This is a genomic window from Leucobacter tenebrionis, assembly GCF_019884725.1.
GTDB lineage: Bacteria > Actinomycetota > Actinomycetes > Actinomycetales > Microbacteriaceae > Leucobacter > Leucobacter tenebrionis.
The window spans coordinates 3338078-3354079 of the sequence record NZ_CP082322.1; the positions used below are offsets into that span (position 1 = coordinate 3338078).

The 16002-nt window shown below is 68.3% G+C and carries 15 protein-coding genes; 13 read left to right on the top strand and 2 right to left on the bottom strand.

Annotated features, from left to right (window positions below; genetic code table 11):
- The first annotated feature begins 20 nt into the window (after positions 1–20).
- From KVY00_RS15285 to KVY00_RS15320, 8 genes are all read left to right on the top strand, one after another.
- Positions 21–1214, top strand: a complete 1194-nt coding sequence (locus tag KVY00_RS15285) for an FtsQ-type POTRA domain-containing protein (RefSeq protein ID WP_223043710.1) — start codon at positions 21–23, stop codon at positions 1212–1214.
- 182 nt (positions 1215–1396) lie between these two features.
- Positions 1397–2644, top strand: coding sequence for a cell division protein FtsZ (gene ftsZ / locus KVY00_RS15290; RefSeq protein ID WP_223043711.1), 1248 nt, complete (start codon positions 1397–1399; stop codon positions 2642–2644).
- A gap of 5 nt (positions 2645–2649) precedes the next feature.
- Positions 2650–3357, top strand: coding sequence for a YggS family pyridoxal phosphate-dependent enzyme (locus KVY00_RS15295; RefSeq protein WP_223043712.1), 708 nt, complete (start codon positions 2650–2652; stop codon positions 3355–3357).
- 32 nt (positions 3358–3389) lie between these two features.
- A complete protein-coding gene (locus KVY00_RS15300) occupies positions 3390–3902 on the top strand; it encodes a cell division protein SepF (RefSeq protein ID WP_223043713.1) in 513 nt (170 codons plus the stop codon).
- Positions 3903–3905: 3 nt separating this feature from the next.
- Positions 3906–4199 (top strand): YggT family protein, encoded by a 294-nt coding sequence (locus KVY00_RS15305; protein ID WP_223043714.1) that lies wholly within the window; start codon positions 3906–3908, stop codon positions 4197–4199.
- A gap of 102 nt (positions 4200–4301) precedes the next feature.
- Positions 4302–4988, top strand: coding sequence for a DivIVA domain-containing protein (locus KVY00_RS15310; RefSeq protein WP_223043715.1), 687 nt, complete (start codon positions 4302–4304; stop codon positions 4986–4988).
- Positions 4989–4996: 8 nt separating this feature from the next.
- Entirely contained in the window at positions 4997–5653 is a 657-nt protein-coding gene (gene lspA / locus KVY00_RS15315; protein WP_255572680.1) for a signal peptidase II, read from the top strand.
- Entirely contained in the window at positions 5640–6557 is a 918-nt protein-coding gene (locus tag KVY00_RS15320) for an RluA family pseudouridine synthase (RefSeq protein WP_223043716.1), read from the top strand. Before lspA ends, KVY00_RS15320 begins: the two co-directional genes overlap by 14 nt.
- Positions 6558–6574: 17 nt before the next feature.
- On the opposite strand, the gene KVY00_RS15325 is transcribed toward KVY00_RS15320, so the two are convergent.
- On the bottom strand, positions 6575–8158 hold the full coding sequence (locus KVY00_RS15325) for a glycosyltransferase family 2 protein (RefSeq protein WP_223043717.1): 1584 nt from the start codon (positions 8156–8158) through the stop codon (positions 6575–6577).
- 208 nt (positions 8159–8366) lie between these two features.
- Between KVY00_RS15325 and KVY00_RS15330 the strand changes: the two genes are divergently transcribed.
- The 4 genes from KVY00_RS15330 (at position 8367) to msrA (ending at position 14444) form a co-directional block, all read left to right on the top strand.
- Positions 8367–9416 carry an acyltransferase gene (locus KVY00_RS15330; RefSeq protein WP_223043718.1) on the top strand — a complete coding sequence of 350 codons (1050 nt, stop codon included), beginning with the start codon at positions 8367–8369 and terminating at the stop codon, positions 9414–9416.
- A 115-nt stretch (positions 9417–9531) separates the two neighbouring features.
- A complete protein-coding gene (dnaE, locus tag KVY00_RS15335) occupies positions 9532–13041 on the top strand; it encodes a DNA polymerase III subunit alpha (protein ID WP_394358291.1) in 3510 nt (1169 codons plus the stop codon).
- A gap of 30 nt (positions 13042–13071) precedes the next feature.
- The gene (gene nadE, locus KVY00_RS15340) at positions 13072–13920 is read left to right on the top strand and encodes an ammonia-dependent NAD(+) synthetase (protein ID WP_223043720.1); all 849 of its coding nucleotides are present in this window, start codon (positions 13072–13074) and stop codon (positions 13918–13920) included.
- Positions 13917–14444, top strand: coding sequence for a peptide-methionine (S)-S-oxide reductase MsrA (gene msrA, locus KVY00_RS15345; protein WP_223043721.1), 528 nt, complete (start codon positions 13917–13919; stop codon positions 14442–14444). Before nadE ends, msrA begins: the two co-directional genes overlap by 4 nt.
- A 69-nt stretch (positions 14445–14513) precedes the next feature.
- Here msrA and ssb read toward each other — a convergent pair whose 3' ends face one another.
- Complete coding sequence (ssb, locus tag KVY00_RS15350) at positions 14514–15083, bottom strand: single-stranded DNA-binding protein (RefSeq protein WP_223043722.1); 570 nt, start codon at positions 15081–15083, stop codon at positions 14514–14516.
- Positions 15084–15386: 303 nt separating this feature from the next.
- Here ssb and KVY00_RS15355 point away from each other — a divergent pair, with 303 nt between their 5' ends.
- Entirely contained in the window at positions 15387–15875 is a 489-nt protein-coding gene (locus tag KVY00_RS15355; RefSeq protein WP_223043723.1) for a DUF6993 domain-containing protein, read from the top strand.
- The last annotated feature ends 127 nt before the right edge of the window (positions 15876–16002 follow it).

Sequence of the window (16002 nt, forward strand, 5' to 3'; positions counted from 1 at the left end):
GTGACGAGGCGGTTCGGGCGATGAAGCGGCCCAGCGGGTTCGATCGCGCTCCCGAGCGCGGGCACGAACCGGAACCCGGCGCTTCCGACGACGGGGTCTTCCCGTCGCGGGGTCGGGCATCCGCGCCTGAGAAGGCGGCCGTCGCACCCGAGATCGCGCCAGGGGCAGATGCGCCAGAGACGTCAGATGCGCGCGACCGCCCGTCGCTGCTGCGGCGCCGTCTCGCGAGACGCGCCGCGACGGAGAGCGCGACGCCGGCGGACCACTCGACCACGGCGGATGACCCGACGAGGGAGGCGGGCTCGGCAGCCGCCGATACGGCCGACGCCGCTGCGGCGCCCACGGTCGACCTGGGCGAGGTGCGGGAGGCTCGGGCGCTGGAGCTGTCGGACCGGTCATCGCGGTTCTCCCTCGCGCGACTGCGCTCCGAGCGGGACGCGGATCCGGTGCGCGCGGCGGAGCGTCGGTTGCGCGCCGCTGAGAAGCAGCGCCGAGCCCAGCTCCGCAACGAACGCCGGCGATTCTCGGTCGGCAGCCGACGGAGGCGCCGCAACTGGTGGATCGCGCTCGCCGCGGTCGCCGCTCTCGCGCTCTTCGTCGTGGGGGGCGCGTTCACTCCCGTGATGGCGGTGCGCGATCTGCAGGTGGTCGGGGCGGTCAACGTCAATCAGGGGGACGTCGAGCAGGCGCTCTCGCGCTTCGACGGCCGGCCGCTCGCCCTGGTCGACGACGCCGAGGTGCATCAGGCGCTCGAGCCGTTTCCGATGATCCAGCGCTACGCCGTCGAGCGCGTGCCGCCGCACACGCTCGTCGTGCGCATCGAGGAGCGCGTTCCGGTGATCTCGGTGCAGGGCGACGCGGGATACGCGGTCTACGACGCGGCGGGCGTGCTGCTCGCCTCGGCCGAGCAGGCTCCCTCCGGCGCACCCGTCGCCTCGGGCGCGGTGACCGATTTCTCTTCGCAGGCGTTCCGGTCGGCGGGGCGCGCGCTGCGCGACATGCCGGCGGAACTGCGCACCGGGATCGTCTCGGTGACGGCCTCGAGCGGGCAGGACGTCACGTTCACGCTCTCGAGCGGCGTCGAGGTGCTGTGGGGCGACGCGGATCGCACCCGGTACAAGGCCGAGGTGCTCGAGCGGATGATCGTGGCGCTCGCGGATCGCCCGGTCGAGCGCATCGACGTCTCGTCGGCCGAAGCCCCCGTGTTCCGGTGAGGGGCTGAGCCGCGCTCGCGTCGATCGCCTCCGCGGCGCGCATTCTCACCGAATTGCTCGGCGCCGCGCGGCGTGTCTTCAGCGCGGATACGGGGCCGCCCCATAGCGTTGTGCGCAGGAAATGTATACGGCAATACTAACTTTTAACTTCAGCTAGAGGTTGAAGGTTGGAGGGGATCCAGGTGTCAGGCAACCAGAACTACCTCGCAGTGATCAAGGTCGTCGGTGTCGGCGGTGGCGGCGTCAACGCCGTCAACCGCATGATCGAGCTCGGCCTGCGCGGCGTCGAGTTCATCGCGGTCAACACCGATGCGCAGGCGCTGCTGCTCAGCGACGCCGACGTCAAGCTCGACGTCGGCCGCGAACTCACGCGGGGCCTCGGCGCCGGCGCGGATCCCGAGGTCGGCCGCCGCGCCGCAGAGGACCACGCGGAGGAGATCGAGGAGGCGCTCTCGGGCGCGGACATGGTCTTCGTGACCGCCGGCGAGGGCGGCGGCACCGGCACGGGCGCGGCTCCCGTCGTGGCGCGGATCGCCAAGTCCATCGGCGCGCTGACCATCGGCGTGGTCACCCGTCCCTTCAGCTTCGAGGGCAAGCGCCGTGCGGCACAGGCCGATGCCGGCGTGCACACCCTGCGCGAGGCCGTCGACACCCTGATCGTCGTGCCGAACGATCGCCTGCTCGACATCAGCGAGCCCGGCATCAGCATGATCGAGGCCTTCGCGGCCGCCGACCAGGTGCTGCTCGCCGGCGTCTCCGGCATCACCGACCTCATCACCACCCCCGGCCTCATCAACCTCGACTTCGCCGACGTCAAGTCGGTCATGCAGGGGGCCGGTGCGGCGCTCATGGGCATCGGATCCGCCCGCGGCGCCGATCGCGCGATCAAGGCCGCTGAGCTGGCCGTCGCGTCCCCGCTGCTCGAGGCCTCCGTCGAGGGCGCGCACGGCGTGCTCCTGTCCATCCAGGGCTCCTCGAACCTCGCCCTCAGCGAGATCTACGAGGCCTCGACTCTCGTGCAGGACGTCGTGCACCCCGAGGCGAACATCATCTTCGGCACCGTCATCGACGACACGCTCGGCGACGAGGTGCGGGTCACCGTGATCGCCGCCGGCTTCGACGACGATCCCTCACCCCAGGTGCAGTCGTCCGAGCAGCGCGGTCGCCGCGGTAGCCACGTCGAGAGCATCGACGATGTGCCCGCGCAGGCTTCCACGACCGCCTCCGCCGTCGCGAGCGGAGAGGCGACCGGCCTGGGCTTCAAGGGCTTCAACGCCAACCGCGGTGAGAGCGAGGCCCAGGGGCAGAACCCGCCCACCGGACAGTTCGGCGAGGTGCTCTCGAACCCGCCGGTCGAGGCGCAGCTGCCCGATCCCGCCTTCGACGGCGATGACGACGATGATCTCGACATCCCCGAGTTCCTGAGGTAGGTGACGTGACCGGAGTCGATCTCGCCGACTTCCCGGGCCTCGCCGATCGACTGGAAGCGGTGCGCGGCGGTATCGCCGACGCCTGCCGGGTCGCGGAGCGCGACCCGGCGGATGTCACCCTCATCGTCGTGACCAAGTTCCATCCCGCGGCCCTGGTGGCGGCGCTCGCCGGACTCGGCGTGCGCGATGTGGGTGAGAACCGGCATCAGGAGGCCCAGTCGAAGGCCGAAGAGCTCGCCGGCCTCGGTCTCGACTGGCACTTCATCGGGCAGCTGCAGACGAAGAAGGCGAGGCAGGCCGCGAGATACGCGAGCGCGATCCACTCGATCGATCGAGAACGCCTCGTCGACGCCCTCGCCACTGCAGAGGTCGAGAAACCCATCGACGCGTTCGTGCAGGTCAACCTCACCGACGACCCGGCTCGCGGTGGCGCCGCGCCGGACGAGGTCGAGCGGATCGCCGAGCGCGTGCTCCAGACCCCCACGCTGCGGCTGAGAGGTCTGATGGCGGTCGCGCCGCTTCCCGAGGAGGAGGATCCGGCATCCGCCTTCGCGCGGCTGCGGGGCCACTCGGAACGCGTGCGCACCCTCGCTCCGGAGGCCACCGCCATATCCGCCGGCATGACCCATGACTACGCCGAAGCGATCGCAGCGGGAGCGACACACCTGCGAATCGGCAGCGCAATCACCGGAAAACGCCCGGACCCCAGATAGCCTCGAAACACCGCACCGCGTTGGGAGAAATGATGAGCAACCCGCTGAAGAAGACCATGGTGTTCCTGGGCCTCGCCGAGGAGGACCTCGAGGAGCAGAACGCCGAGTCGCAGCAGCCCGCGGCTCCCCGATCGACCGCGAAGGAGACCCCCGCCCCGGCGGCGGCCCCGAAGCCCGAGGCTGCCCGACCCGCCCCCCAGCGCGCGTCGGTCACCCCCCTGCGACGGGTCACCCCCACCAAGCCGGCGGCGCAGCAGCCTATGAACGAGATCCTCACCGTACACCCCACCGAGTACAAGGACGCGAAGGTCATCGCCGAGAATTTCCGCGAGGGACTCCCGGTGATCATCAACCTCTCGCGCATGAACGAGGCCGACGCCAAGCGCCTCATCGACTTCACGAGCGGCCTCACCATGGGTCTGCACGGGCGCATCGAGCGCGTGACGAGCAAGGTGTTCCTGCTCTCGCCCGAGCACATCGAGGTCGGTAGCGACGGCTCGCGTCAGCAGGACAGCGGCTCGTTCTTCGTGGCACCCTCGGCGTAAGCCGTGGAGGTCGTATTCGCGATCGGAACCGTGCTGCGGGTCGTCCTCCGGATCTACATCTTCGTGCTCTGGGGCAGATTCGTGCTCGACTGGATCCTGGTGCTCAACCGCAACTTCCGCCCGCGCGGTGTGCTCGCGGTGCTGGTGGAGCTCGTGTACACGGTCACGGATCCGCCCATCAAGATGTTCCGCAGGCTGCTGCCGCCGATCCGCCTCGGGCAGATCGCCCTGGATCTCGGCTGGATGCTCACGCTCCTCGCGTGCTGGATCCTCCTCGCGATCATCCCCGGTTGGTGATAGAAAGGCTCTATTTCCGGGCATTCTGCGCGAACCGGACAATATTTGCTAGCGTTGTTCCATGACCACGCGAGTGGTCCCGAACCGAAAGAGACGTAAACGATGGCCCTGACTCCTGAAGATGTCGTGAACCAGAAGTTCACGATCACCAAGTTCCGCGACGGCTACGATCTCGATCAGGTCGACGATTTCCTCGACACGATCGTCGAGGAGCTGCGCCAGCACGAGCAGGAGAAGGCCGAGCTGCGCGCCCAGATCGAGGAGCTCACCGAGAAGCTGGCCGCCTGCGAGGCCGGCAAGTCGGAGGGCGGCGCTGACTCCGGTGAAGCCTCCGAGCAGACCATCGTGGTCGACGCCCCGAAGGCTCCCGCTGCTCCCGCCCCGGCGGCCGAGACCTCCAGCGCCGTTGCCGAGGCCGCTGCGCTTCCGCAGCCCGACGCCGTCAAGTCGAGCGCCATGCTGCAGCTCGCGCTCGAGCTGCACGACAAGCACGTGCACGAGGGCGAGACGACGCGCGATCGCCTCATCAGCGAGGCCGAGAAGAAGCGTCAGCAGATGATCGAGGACGCCGAGCGCACCGCGAAGCAGCTCGTCGAGGAGGCGCAGAAGCAGCGCGCCGAGGAGCTGCGCGTGCTCGGCGACGAGCGCGGCGATCTCCAGTTCAAGATCAAGGAGCTGCGCCAGTTCGAGTCGGAGTACCGTTCGACGCTGCGCTCGTACATCCAGTCGCAGCTGCGCGGCCTCGACGGCTCGCCCGAGCCCGCCGGCGCTCCCGACGGTCTGCAATAGCAGGGAGCGTGAGCGACGCTCCCGACGTGGCGGCCGTTTCCGCCACCCCCTCGTCATCGCGACGCCGGCTGGTGCCTCTGCTCCTGCTCGGCGTCGCGATCGTCGTGTTCGCCATCGACCAGCTCTCCAAGAACTGGGTGGTATCGAATCTCACGGAGGGCCGCACCGAGCCCGTGCTCGGCGAGTTCCTCCAGTGGCACTTCGTGCGCAATCCCGGCGCGGCGTTCTCCATGGCGAGCGGCGCGACCTGGATCTTCACCGTGCTCGCCACGGTGGTCGTGGTCGTGATCCTCTGGCAGCTGCGGCGCCTGCGCTCGATCCCGTGGGGAGTGTTCCTCGGCCTGCTGCTTGGCGGCGTGCTCGGCAATCTCACCGACCGCCTCACACGCGAACCCGGCTTCCCCGAGGGGCACGTCATCGACTTCATCCTCACGCCGTGGATGTGGCTCGGGTTCAACCCGGCCATCTACAACGTCGCCGACATCGCGATCGTGAGCGGCATGGTGCTGTTCATCCTGATCAGCGTGCTCGGCCTGCCGATCGACGGTTCGCCCAGGGCGCGGCGGGGAAGCGCCGGTGGAGAGGACGCGGATCCGGATCCGGCACCCGCCGCAGATCCCGGCTCGGCACCGCAGAGAGAGGACCGCGCCGATGGAGCAGCGTAGCCTTCCGGTGCCCGACGGTCTCGCGGGTGAGCGCGTCGACGCCGCCCTGGCCAAGCTGCTCGGGTTCTCACGCAGCTTCGCCGCGGAGGTCGCGCAGGCGGGCGGCGTCGCTCTCGACGGGCGCACGCTCGGCAAGTCCGATCGCTTGGCGGCCGGCGGCTGGCTCGAGGTCTCCTGGCAGGAGAAGCGCGGCCCGGAGGTGGTTCCCGTGCACCTGCCCGAGCTCGGCATCGTGCACGACGACGACGACATCGTGGTGATCGACAAGCCGGCGGGCGTCGCGGCGCACCCCTCGCTCGGATGGGAGGGGCCCACCGTGCTCGGCGCGCTCGCCGGGGCGGGCTACCGGATCGCCACCTCTGGCGCCCCCGAACGCCAGGGCATCGTGCACCGCCTCGACGCGGGCACGAGCGGGTTGATGGTCGTCGCGAAGAGCGAGCGAGCCTACAGCGAGCTCAAACGCGCCTTCAAGGAGCGGGAGGTCTCGAAGATCTACCACGCCGTGGTGCAGGGACACCCCGACCCCTTCTCGGGCACGATCGAGGGGCCGATCGGCAGGCACCCGGGGCACGAGTGGAAGTTCGCCGTGACACGCGACGGCAAGCCCTCGGTGACGCACTACGAGACGCTCGAGGCGTTCCCCTATGCGAGCCTGCTCGAGATCGAGCTCGAGACGGGGCGCACCCACCAGATCCGCGTGCACATGGCCGCGCAGCGGCACCCGTGCGTGGGCGACGGCATGTACGGCGCCGACCCGACGCTCTCCGAGCGACTCGGCCTGACCCGGCAGTGGTTGCACGCGATGCGGCTCGGCTTCAGGCACCCGGGCACGGGCGAGCCCGTGCACTTCGAGAGCCGTTATCCTGCCGACCTGCAGCACGCGCTCGACGTGCTCTCGGCGTAGCCCTGAACTTTGTCAGGCTATCGGGCGAAGCGCAGGCTCGCGTTGCCCTGGTCGGTTGCGTAGAGCTCGACGTTCACGCTGCTGCGCCCGTCCCCGGCCCCGCGCTTCGACACCTTATCCGCACCGACGCGGACCGCGCCTCCGCTCAGCCCGCGCACCTCGGCGACGGTCCACATGTCCACGCGGTCGCCTCGGAAGCGCCGCAGCAGCTCATCGGGCAGGATGAAGCGGTAGCGCAGCGCGCCCGAGGCGTCCGGACGCCCGGCTCGACCGGGCACCGCCACGCGTCGGGCCGAGCGCCTGCCCGAGAGCAGCAGGTGCACGCGGGGCGCACCGATCGAAACGGCGTCGGTGAGACGCCGGCTGAGGCCGCGGCCGAGATGGGATCCCAGCACCGGGCGCAGCGCGCGGTGCAGGCGGTCCGCGACCCTCAGCCGCAGATCCGATGCTCTTCCCGAGCGGATCAGGGATCCTGAGCCGGATCCATCCGCGCCAGTCCCGTTGCCCATGCCCTCGACTGCGCCCGCCGCGGCATCGGCACCCGGCTCGGCGCCGGCCAGCGTGATCGTGAGCTCGATCCCCTCGGGAACACGGACGACCGCGGTTGCGCGGGAGTGATGATCCAGCCCCGCGGCGGCCGAGATCAGCCGGTCGAGGCCCTCCACGTCGCCTGAGCGGATGAGAGCCGCCTTGCGACGATCGGTGGGGTTGGGGGCGCGTCTGTCGAGTTCGGGCGGGACCAGGTCCCGGAGGAACGCCCGATGCAGCGAGACCCACTCGCGCTTCCGGTCGGCGTCCATCGCCAGCCAGCGCCGGGGCGCGTAGAACCGCAGCCCCTTCCGGGTGAAGAACTGCCACACGAGTCTGGCGGCGCGCTCGGGATCGGGCACGCCCTCGAGCAGCGTCTGCGCGATGCGGCGGCAGGAGGAGACGTAGTTCTCGGGGTCGATGCTGCGGGCGGAGATGTTCTGCCCGTCATCGCGCAGCGCGATGAAGTAGAGGGGATCCTGCCCGCAGAAGAGGATCTTGCGCGCGAGCACATAGGCGCGGGTGACGAAGATCCCGTCTTCGAGGCGCACGTGCTCCTCGGGGAAGCGAAGCCCGTCGCGCTCGAGCGGCTCGCGGCGGAAGAGCTTCTGCGGAGACAGCGTCTCCATGGCACGGGAGAGGCCGATGTCGCCCTGCGGGTACCGCTGGAAGAGGCTCTGGACTCCGCGCCCCGCAACGCCCTGCATGCGCGGGATCACCACGTCCGCTCCGCGCTCCTCGGCCATCGTGGCCATGGTCCTCAGCGCGTGAGGCGCGATCGTGTCGTCGGAGTCCATGAAGAAGACGAACTCGCCGCGGGCCCGCTCCAGCCCGCGATTGCGAGGCGCACCGGGCCAGCCGCTGTTCTCCTGGTGGATCACCGTGAGCCGCTCGTCGAGCTCGTCGAAGCGATCAAGCTCCTCGCCCGAACCGTCGGTCGAGCCGTCGTCGACGGCGATCACCTCGAGGGACTCGACGTCCTGAGCCAGTACGGACTCCAGTGTGGCGGTGAGGTACGGCATGGAGTTGTACACCGGAATCACGACGCTCACCAGCGGGGCGGAAACAGTCACAGCGGCTCTCCTCCTCGACGTCCGCCTCCTCCCCAGAGGCGCCGTCGACGTCACTGTATCGCGTGGGAGCCGCCGGATGCTGGGGAATCTCAGGGCCTTGACAGCGTGCTTTCCGGCGGGTCGGGCCCGACGTGCCAGCGCCGCCGCCTCAGTACGCCGCAGCGGGGCGCTGAGGAGACGCTGATTCGGCCTGGTTAGCATGAGGTGGATGAGGAGCGCGAACGATCGATCCGGACGCATCCGCTATCTCGAGTGGCTGCGGGCCATCGCCATCGTGGCGGTGGTGGTGATCCACGCCTCCATCACCGAGTGGCACCAGTTGCCTCCGGAGGGCCCCCGATGGGAGGCGCTGAACTGGATCAACAGCCTGCTCCGCTTCTGCGTGCCGGTCTTCTTCATGATCTCGGGAGCCCTGTTCCTCGCACCCGAGCGCGAGTTGAGCCTTCGCGCCCTCTGGCGCAAGAACATTCCCCGGCTGGTCGTCGCGTTCGCCTGCTGGTCGCTGTTCTTCGCCCTGATCGAGGTCTACGGGCCGAACGGCAGCCGGGATCCGGGCGAGCTCGCCCGGCGCTTCTTCACCGGGCACTTCCACCTCTGGTTCCTACTGGCTCTCATCGGGCTCTACATGGTGCTGCCGTTGCTGAGAGCGATTACGAGGGATCGGGCCATCGCCTGGTACTTCGTCGCTCTGGCGGGACCCTTCGCCTTCCTCTTCCCGCTCCTCGAACTCGTACCGGGTGCCGGCGAGGTGCTGAGCGAGGTGCTCGGCACCATGCGCGTGCAGCTGGTGCTCGGGTACTCCTCCTACTTCGTGCTGGGCTATCTGCTGAGCACCGTCGAGCCGAGGCGCGCGCGGCTCTGGTGGATCGCCGCCGCGGGCGCCGTCGGAGCGCTCGGCATCGGCATCGGCACATCGCTCGTCTCGCGTGCCGAGGGAACCTCCGACGAGCTGTTCTTCGACTTCCTCACGCCGGGCGTCGCGCTCGTGTCAGTGGCGGTCTTCTGTCTCGCGCGGGCGTGCTGGGGCGACTCGCGCGGGCGCCTGCCGCGGGTCGCAGGAGCGCTCGCCGCGAACTCGATGGGGATCTATCTGGTGCACCCCTTCTTCCAGTGGGTCTACAAGCAGTTCGGCCTCACCACGGATATCGCGCCGGTGCTCGTGTCGGTGCCTCTGCTGGCGACGCTCGTGATGATCCCGAGCCTCGCGGTCGCGGCGCTGCTGCGACGGGTGCCTGTCGCGGGCCGGTTCCTGGCGTAGGGCGTGGTGCTCACCGTCAGCGGTGCGCGGTACCCTGGATGGGTCGGCGAAAGGGGCTCATCCGGTGTCTGAGAAAGACGGTTTCGTACACCTGCACGTGCACAGTGAGTACTCGATGCTCGACGGTGCGGCGCGAGTGGGGCCGCTCATGGACGCAGCGGTGGCGCAGGGGATGCCCGCTATCGCGGTCACCGACCACGGCAACACCTTCGGCGCCTTCGATTTCTGGAAGCAGGCGCGGGATCGCGGCCTCAACCCGATCATCGGCATCGAGGCCTATCTGACTCCGGGTACGCATCGCTCGGATCGCACGCGCGTGCGGTGGGGCGACGGCGCGGGCGACGACGTGTCCGGCGCAGGGGCGTACACCCACATGACGATGCTCTCCGAGAACACCGAGGGCATGCACAACCTCTTCCGGCTCTCGAGCTACTCCTCGATGGAGGGGTACTACTTCAAACCCCGCATGGACCGTGAGCTGCTGCAGACCTACGGCAAGGGCATCATCGCCACGACCGGGTGCCCCTCGGGCGAGATCCAGACCCGTCTGCGGCTCGGCCAGTACGACGAGGCGGTGAAGGCCGCCGCCGAGTTCCAGGACATCTTCGGCAAGGAGAACTTCTACTGCGAGCTGATGGATCACGGCCTCGACATCGAGCGCCAGGTGCAGTCAGACCTCATCAAGATCGCGCGCGACCTGAATATCCCGCTCGTCGCCACGAACGACCTGCACTACGTGCACGAGGCCGATGCGGGGGCCCACTCGGCGCTGCTCTGCGTGCAGTCGGGTTCGCGACTCGATGATCCGAACCGGTTCCAGTTCAACGGCTCGGGCTACTACCTCAAGAGCGCCGCCGAGATGCGGCACATATTCCGCGACTACCCCGAGGCATGCGACCACACGCTCGAGATCGCCGAACGCTGCAGCGTCGAGTTCAACACCTCCGCCAACTACATGCCCCGCTACCCGGTGCCCGAGGGGGAGACCGAGGACAGCTGGTTCGTGAAGGAGGTCGAGAAGGGCCTGCACTACCGTTACCCGAACGGTATCCCCGACGAGGTGCGCAAGCAGGCCGAGTACGAGATCGGCGTGATCACCCAGATGGGGTTCCCCGGGTACTTCCTCGTGGTCGCGGACTTCATCAACTGGTCGAAGGACAACGGGATCCGCGTGGGCCCGGGCCGCGGCTCCGGCGCGGGCTCGATGGTCGCGTACGCGATGAGGATCACCGACCTCGATCCGCTGCAGCACGGACTCATCTTCGAGCGCTTCCTCAACCCGGATCGCGTCTCGATGCCCGACTTCGACGTCGACTTCGATGATCGCCGCCGCGGCGAGGTCATCAAGTACGTGACCGAGAAGTACGGCGACGAGCGCGTCGCCCAGATCGTCACCTACGGCACGATCAAGTCGAAGCAGGCGCTCAAGGACGCCTCGCGCGTGCTGGGCTTCCCCTTCGGCATGGGGGAGAAGCTCACGAAGGCGATGCCGCCGGCGGTGATGGCGAAGGACATCCCGCTCTCGGGCATCACCGACCCCGACCATCCGCGGTACAAGGAGGCGGCCGAGTTCCGCGCCGTGCTGCAGGAGGACCCGGACGCGAAGAAGGTGTACGACACCGCGCTCGGCCTCGAGGGACTGAAGCGCCAGTGGGGCGTGCACGCGGCCGGCGTGATCATGTCGAGCGATCCGCTCATCGACATCATCCCGCTGCAGAAGCGCGAGCAGGACGGCCAGATCGTCACGCAGTTCGACTACCCGACCTGCGAGGGCCTCGGGCTCATCAAGATGGACTTCCTGGGGCTGCGCAACCTCACGATCATCTCCGACGCCCTCGAGAACATCCGGCTGAACCGCGGCGAGGAGCTCGATCTCGAGCGGCTGCCGCTCGACGACGCCGCCTCATACGAGTTGCTCGCCAGGGGTGACACGCTGGGCGTGTTCCAGCTCGACGGCGGCCCGATGCGCGGTCTGCTGCGCCTCATGAAGCCCGATAACTTCGAGGACATCTCGGCCGTGCTGGCGCTGTACCGGCCGGGTCCGATGGGTGCCGACTCCCACACCAATTACGCGCTGCGCAAGAACGGCCTGCAGGAGATCACGCCGATCCACCCCGAGCTCGAGGAACCCCTGAAGGAGATCCTCAGCACCACCTACGGCCTCATCATCTACCAGGAGCAGGTGATGTCGATCGCGCAGAAGGTGGCCGGGTTCTCGCTCGGCCAGGCAGATATTCTGCGCCGCGCCATGGGCAAGAAGAAGAAGGCGGAGCTGGACAAGCAGTACGAGGGCTTCTCCGGCGGCATGAGGGAGCGCGGCTACTCCGATGCTGCGATCAAGGCGCTGTGGGACATTCTGCTGCCGTTCTCCGACTACGCGTTCAACAAAGCGCACTCCGCGGCCTACGGCGTGGTCAGCTATTGGACCGCCTACCTCAAGGAGCACTACCCGGCGGAGTACATGGCCGCTCTGCTCACGAGCGTGGGCGACTCGAAGGACAAGCTGGCGCTCTACCTCAACGAGTGCCGACGCATGGGCATCAAGGTGCTGCCTCCGGCCGTCAACGAGTCGTTCGCCAACTTCTCGGCCGTGGGGGACGACATCCGCTTCGGCCTCGGCGCCATCCGCAACGTGGGCGGTCACGTGGTCGACGCGATCAGGGAGGCGCGAGAGACGAAGGGGGCCTTCGAGAGCTTCCACGATTTCCTCAAGAAGGTCGCGATCGCCGCTCTCAACAAGCGCACCATCGAGTCGCTCATCAAGGCGGGCGCCTTCGACGGCCTCGGAGGCACGCGCCGCGCCCTCGTGGAGATCCACGAGCAGGCCATCGAGAGCGCGGTGAAGGAGAAGCGCGCCGAGGAGAAGGGCGACGTCGGCTTCGATTTCGACAGTCTTTTCGCCGAGGCCGCCGAGGACGCGGGGGAGCCGGTCGACACGGTCTCGCAGGTGCCGGATCGACCGGAGTGGACCAAGAAGGACAAGCTGTCGTTCGAGCGCGAGATGCTCGGTCTCTACGTCTCGGATCATCCGCTGCGCGGGCTCGACGTCGCCCTCGCGAAGGAGGCGAGCGTGACCGTGCAGCAGATCACGAACCCCGAGAACAGCGCGACCTACGACGGAGAGATCGTGACCGTCGCGGGGCTGCTCACGAGCGTGCAGCACCGCACCGCGAAGTCGGGCAACCTCTACGGCATGGTGACGATCGAGGACTTCACGGGTGAGGTGCAGGCCCTGTTCATGGGCAAGTCCTATCAGGAGTTCGGCAGCCTGCTGCAGCCCGACAGCATCGTGGCGATTCGAGGCAAGCTGAACTCGCGCGACGACGGCATGTCGATGCACGCCTACGGAGTGAAGCCGATCGATGCCGGTGTGCAGGATGACGCGACCTCTCTTGCGCTGACGCTCTCGGAGGCGCGCGCGACGGAGCCGCTGATGCACGAGCTGAAGTCGACGCTGCGGCGCCATCCCGGCGACAGCGAGGTGCGGCTCAGCCTGATCACGCCCCACGCAGTGAGGATCTTCGAGCTCCGCGAGCAGGTGCGCATCACCTCCGATCTTTTCGGCGAGCTGAAGGGTCTGCTCGGTCCGCGCTGCCTCGTGCCATTCGAGGAACTCGTCATGTAGCCGTCACACTCGCGGAGTATGGTGGGGAGCATGGGCGATACGCAGCAGCAGATCATTCGTGAGCTCGGGGCGGTGCCGGAGATCGATCCGGCAGCGGAGGTGGAGCGCCGGGTGGCGTTCCTCGCCGACTACGCTCGGTCGGTGCCGGGCTCTCGAGGCTTCGTGCTCGGCATCTCGGGCGGACAGGATTCGACGCTGGCTGGAAAGCTGGCGCAGTCGGCGGTCGAGCGTCTGCGTGCGGAAGGCCGAGACGCCGAGTTCATCGCGGTGCGACTGCCCTACGGAGTGCAGCAGGATGAGGACGACGCGCAGCTGGCCCTGCGTTTCATTCAGCCGGATCGCGCGGTGACGGTCGACGTCGCACCCGCGGTCGACGCTCTGTCGTCAGCGGTGTCGACCGGTGCGGGGGAGCCCGTGAGCGACTTCAACAAGGGAAACGTGAAGGCCCGCATGCGCATGGTCGCGCAGTACGCGATCGCCGGCGACCGCCGGCTGCTCGTCATCGGAACCGATCACGCTGCGGAGGCCATCACCGGTTTCTTCACGAAGTTCGGTGACGGTGCGGCCGACGTGGTGCCGCTGTCCGGACTCACGAAGGGACAGGGCGCCGAGATGCTGCGGCAGTTGGACGCGCCGGAGCGCCTCTGGAAGAAGATTCCGACCGCCGATCTGCTCGACAGCGAACCCGGTCAGTCCGACGAGTCGAGCCTCGGGGTGACCTACTCCGAGATCGACGCCTATCTGCGCGGCGAGGCGGTGCCGACGCCGGTAGCGGAGAACCTCGAGGGCCGGTACCGCGGCACGGAGCACAAGCGTCGCTTACCGGTCGGCCCGCAGGACACCTGGTGGAGCGAGTCGGATGGAGGGAACGCATCATGAGTACCACGACCTTCGTGCTCGCCGGCGGCTGCTTCTGGTGCCTCGACGCGGCCTACCGCGCCTTGCGGGGAGTCACCGAGGTGGTCTCCTGCTACACGGGCGGCACCGTTTCCGATCCGAGCTATGAGCAGGTCTGCACCGGCACCACCGGTCATGCCGAGGCCGTGGCCGTGACCTTCGACGAGAGCGTCATCCCGGCGGACGTGATCCTCGACGCGTTCTTCACGATGCACGATCCGACGCAGCTGAATCGGCAGGGTGCGGACGTCGGTACGCAGTACCGATCTGCGATGTTCCCGGCGGACGAGGCTCAGCGCCGACTCTTCGAGGCGGCGAGGCAGCGGGCCTCGGAGATCTGGCCCGGCGAGGTGGTGACCACGATCGAACCGCTCGGCGAGGTCTATCCCGCCGAAGAGCATCACCAGGATTTCTTCGCGAAGAATCCCACGCAGGGATACTGCCTCGCCGTCGCGGCCCCGAAGGTCAACAAGGTGCGCGCGGCGTTCTCGGAATACCTGCGCTGACCCGGAGTGCCGGCGTTTTCTCGGGGTGCCCGAGCTGACGGCGCCGGCACCCCGGGCACACGATGGCTGTCACGCGGCCAGCGGTAGGAACCCGTCCTCGCCGAACCTCTGAGAGGCGTCGTTCCCACCGGTCTCCGCTGTCGCATCCGGATCGCCCGAGGACCCACCCCGCGATCCCTCCGCATCTGTCCGAAGGGGGTTCTCATCCGAGTCGCCGGCCGAAGCGGATAGGGTCGGCTCTTCCCGATCGGGGGAGTTCTCGACCGAGGCACCGGCGCTCGAGCGCGGCTGCTTCTCGAACTTGGAAACGCCCCAGCGGAGATCGTGGCCGAGCGCGTCGGCATCGATCTCGACCGACGTTCCCGATTTCTCCTCGGTCGCCCACTGACGCACGCGCATGCGGCCGTTGACGACGACGCGATCTCCCTTCTCGAACGAGCGCTCGGCATTCTCCGCGAGCGAGCGGAAGGCGTTGACGGTGAACCAGTTCGTCTCGCCGTCGATCCACTGGTTCTTCTCGCGGTCGTATCTGCGCTCCGTGCTCGCAACCCGGAAAGTGCAGAACGCGGCTTTCGCGGGGGACTTGGTGAGGCGGGGGTCGGTCGCGATGGTGCCGACGACGCTGACGGGAGTGGACATGATGTGCTCCGTTCGTGAGGCCCGATTCGGGCGAGTGCGTGGACGAGTCGGTGAATCGGACCGGTGCAGCGATCTGATCCGCCTCTCGGCATCCAGCCTGGGGCATGGCTGGGGCGCAGGGAGGCCGTTCGGGCAATTTGTGGAGAAGTGCTCGCGATTCGCTGAGAACACGCGAATGTGAGCGAAGCACTCGGGCCAAGTCGGCCGCTCGATCGCTCGGCTGCTCGGCCACTCGGCTGCTCGCCTGCTCGGACGTCCGTTCGACTCGGCGAGTGCGCAGGGAGCGCTGCATAAACTGAGGGAGTGCCTTTTCCCTTGCCATCCTCCGGCCGCCTCGCCGCGGTGCTCGGCGCGATCGCACTCAGCTCGGTAGTGCTGACGGGCTGCTCGCTGCTCGAGGGGCCGACCCCTGAAACCCCGAAACGGGAGGCGCCGGAGCCGCCTCCCTCGGCCCCGGAACTCGTGCCCGACGGCAGCGCGGCAGACAACCTTCCCTACTTCACCGAGGTGCTCCGCGCCTTCTCGGCGGGAGACCAGCCCGTGCAGGGCGTGCCGGTCGTGGACGCGGTGGTCGACGCGGGTTTCGACAAGAGCCTCATGCAGGTCAGTTTCGACGAGTCGAAGACCGGTCTGGCGGCCGACAGCATCTTCGTGTCGGTGCGCATCGGCGTCGATTGCCTCATCGGGCAGGTGGTCGCGGAGGACCGCAGCTTCGTCGCGGAGGCGAAGCCGGCCGTCGGCCCCGCCCAGGATATCTGCCTGATCGGGAACACGCGCCCCATCGACTGGTGATCGCGCGTCGAGGCAGTCGAGGCAGCGGAGCACGTCTCAGTGCTCTACCGCAACGCCGGGTCGCCCGCGTGTCGGAGGCGGGCGGTAGAGTAGTGGCGATCCGTTTCATCCTCAGGACGCAAGGAGT

Excerpts from the sequence above, each read along its gene's own strand:
- KVY00_RS15285 (WP_223043710.1), top strand. The coding sequence starts at position 21 with ATGAAGCGGCCCAGCGGGTTCGATCGCGCTCCCGAGCGCGGGCACGAA.
- KVY00_RS15300 (WP_223043713.1), top strand. The coding sequence starts at position 3,390 with ATGAGCAACCCGCTGAAGAAGACCATGGTGTTCCTGGGCCTCGCCGAG.
- KVY00_RS15310 (WP_223043715.1), top strand. The coding sequence starts at position 4,302 with ATGGCCCTGACTCCTGAAGATGTCGTGAACCAGAAGTTCACGATCACC.
- KVY00_RS15320 (WP_223043716.1), top strand. The coding sequence starts at position 5,640 with ATGGAGCAGCGTAGCCTTCCGGTGCCCGACGGTCTCGCGGGTGAGCGC.
- KVY00_RS15330 (WP_223043718.1), top strand. The coding sequence starts at position 8,367 with ATGAGGAGCGCGAACGATCGATCCGGACGCATCCGCTATCTCGAGTGG.
- dnaE (WP_394358291.1), top strand. The coding sequence starts at position 9,532 with ATGCTCGACGGTGCGGCGCGAGTGGGGCCGCTCATGGACGCAGCGGTG.
- nadE (WP_223043720.1), top strand. The coding sequence starts at position 13,072 with ATGGGCGATACGCAGCAGCAGATCATTCGTGAGCTCGGGGCGGTGCCG.
- msrA (WP_223043721.1), top strand. The coding sequence starts at position 13,917 with ATGAGTACCACGACCTTCGTGCTCGCCGGCGGCTGCTTCTGGTGCCTC.
- ssb (WP_223043722.1), bottom strand. The coding sequence starts at position 15,083 with ATGTCCACTCCCGTCAGCGTCGTCGGCACCATCGCGACCGACCCCCGC.